This is a genomic window from Cryobacterium sp. TMT1-3 (assembly GCF_004402315.1).
Lineage (GTDB): Bacteria > Actinomycetota > Actinomycetes > Actinomycetales > Microbacteriaceae > Cryobacterium > Cryobacterium luteum.
The window spans coordinates 1-1,971 of record NZ_SOFW01000017.1 but is presented as its reverse complement, the minus strand read 5'-3'; the positions used below and the strand labels follow the sequence as shown (position 1 = coordinate 1,971).

The window sequence follows — 1,971 nt, the reverse complement described above, 5'->3', positions numbered from 1 at the left end:
TCATCACTAACTCAAGGATGGCCCAATACCAGGGATGACGTCATCAGGAACGTGACCATGCAGCTCGGCGGTCAGAGGAGAAACCTCACTGGGAGCGTGTGTCAGTAACGCCTATTCGAAGTTGATGCGACGAGATTCGGGCCGATTTGGCCGCAGCGGGCGGGGCGTTGCTGTGGCGGTCGTCGTGGACTGCGGGGTCTGCGTTGTTCTCGTGCCGACTGAAAATAGGGCCAGTGCCGCGTTGGCGGCAGTAGGTCGAGGCCGCTGGCGCCCGGCAGGGCGGTTCTGCACTGGACCTTAGGTTGCCGGGCGGGCTGTCAGCGCGGCTTGCGTGGCGAGGAGAGCCTTGGTGTGCACGGTGTGCAGCTTCATCAGGTTGTGGCAGGCAGCGATCAGGTCCCACTCGTGGGCTGCTTGCTCCAACCCTCGTAGCAGAACGAATTTTCCTTGTCGGGTGTGGATCTGACCGAACACGGGCTCCACGATTGCCTTCCGCCGCGCATAGGCCGCGCGGCCCTTCTTCGTCTTCAGCTTCCGCGCCATGCGTTCGCGCAACGTCGCGTCAGCGAGGATCCGGCCCCGAGGAACATCCGGAACACGTTCCCCGTGCTTCACCCGGCCGGTCGCGATGAAGAACTCAGTCCGTCCGTCGCTCGCGGCTTCCACGGTCTTGGCGTAGTCCAAGTTTGCTGCTGAACAATACCCGGCATCCACCAGCACTTCGGCGGGGAGAGTACCCATCGTGGCGTGGAGTTTCTCGATCATCGGCACGACCTGTTCAACGTCCACGGCAATATTCGTCAGCGTCGTCGCGACGATCACTTGATGGTCCGCATCAACGATGGCCTGCGCGTTGTAGGTGTAGTGGAAGGACCCGTCGGCGGTCTTCATGATCCGAGCATCCGGGTCGGTGAAGTTGCGCTGAGCCTTCGGAGCGACGACCGCGTTCTTTGCCGCGTCATCACCCTTCTTCGAGACCACGTCGTCATCATCGCCCTTGTCCCGGGCCTTCTTCTCCGCGTCTTTTCGAGCCCGCGCGGCCGCGTCTGCCTCCAACGCGGCGCGCGCCTCAGCCAGTTTCACCAGGCGTGACTCCCGCCGCGCGAGCTCCGGCGGCAACTCATCGCCGCGTTTGTCTTTCCCGAAACGGGCATCCTCAGCGTCATCAATCGCGTCGGCGTCAGCCAGCAGAGCGGAGACCTCGTCAGCGAGGACCTTCTGTTTCTCCGTCAGGCGGGCGTAACTCATGGCCTTGCGCCGGGACGCGTTCGCGCGCACTTTGGTGCCGTCCAACGCGACCTGCCCTAATGACACCATTCCGGCAGCGCGGCAGAGCTCCAACGCCTGCAAGAACACGTTCCCCAAGCTGGAAAGGTGCCGTTTGCGGAACCGGGCGATGGAGCGAAAATCCGGCGCCTGCTGCGCGGCCAGCCAACGAAACGCGACCACATCCACGCAGACACGTTCCAACTCCCGTGACGACCGAACACCCACGCAATACCCGTAAAGCAGGACACGGACCATCAGCCGAGGGTCGTAAGGCGGCTGGCCCTTCGTCTTCGCGTAGGACGCGTAGAACTTCTTCAGATCCAGCTGGGTTTCGACGATGTCCGCGATGAAACGGGAGAGGTGATTCTGCGGCAGCCACTCATCCAACGACGGCGGTACCAACATCACCGCCGCCGGCTCGAACGCCCGGAATCGCTTGTTCACGCCCGCGCCAGCTTCGACCCCGTCATCCACGACCAAGTCAACGTGCTCAAGTTCCGTCGCGGGGAACAGGCCATCAGAATCGCTCATAAGCAATTTTCCCAGACCCCACGGCCAAGGACGGGAAATCCGGCGGCGTTTTAAACTTTGCCGTTACTGACCCACGCTCCCAGTGAGGTTTCTCCTCTGACCGCCGAGCTGCATGGTCACGTTCCTGATGACGTCATCCCTGGTATTGGGCCATCCTTGAGTTAGTGATGA

Annotated in this window: 1 protein-coding gene; it reads right to left on the bottom strand. The window is 62.2% G+C overall.

What is annotated here, in order from left to right; all coding sequences use genetic code 11:
• Positions 1 to 297: 297 nt before the first annotated feature.
• The gene (locus E3O25_RS05485) at positions 298 to 1,800 is read right to left on the bottom strand and encodes an IS1182 family transposase (protein ID WP_241988508.1); all 1,503 of its coding nucleotides are present in this window, start codon (positions 1,798 to 1,800) and stop codon (positions 298 to 300) included.
• Between the last annotated feature and the right edge of the window lie 171 nt (positions 1,801 to 1,971).

What these genes read in the sequence shown, in the direction of transcription:
- E3O25_RS05485 (WP_241988508.1), bottom strand. Translation starts at nt 1,800, where the DNA reads ATGAGCGATTCTGATGGCCTGTTCCCCGCGACGGAACTTGAGCACGTT.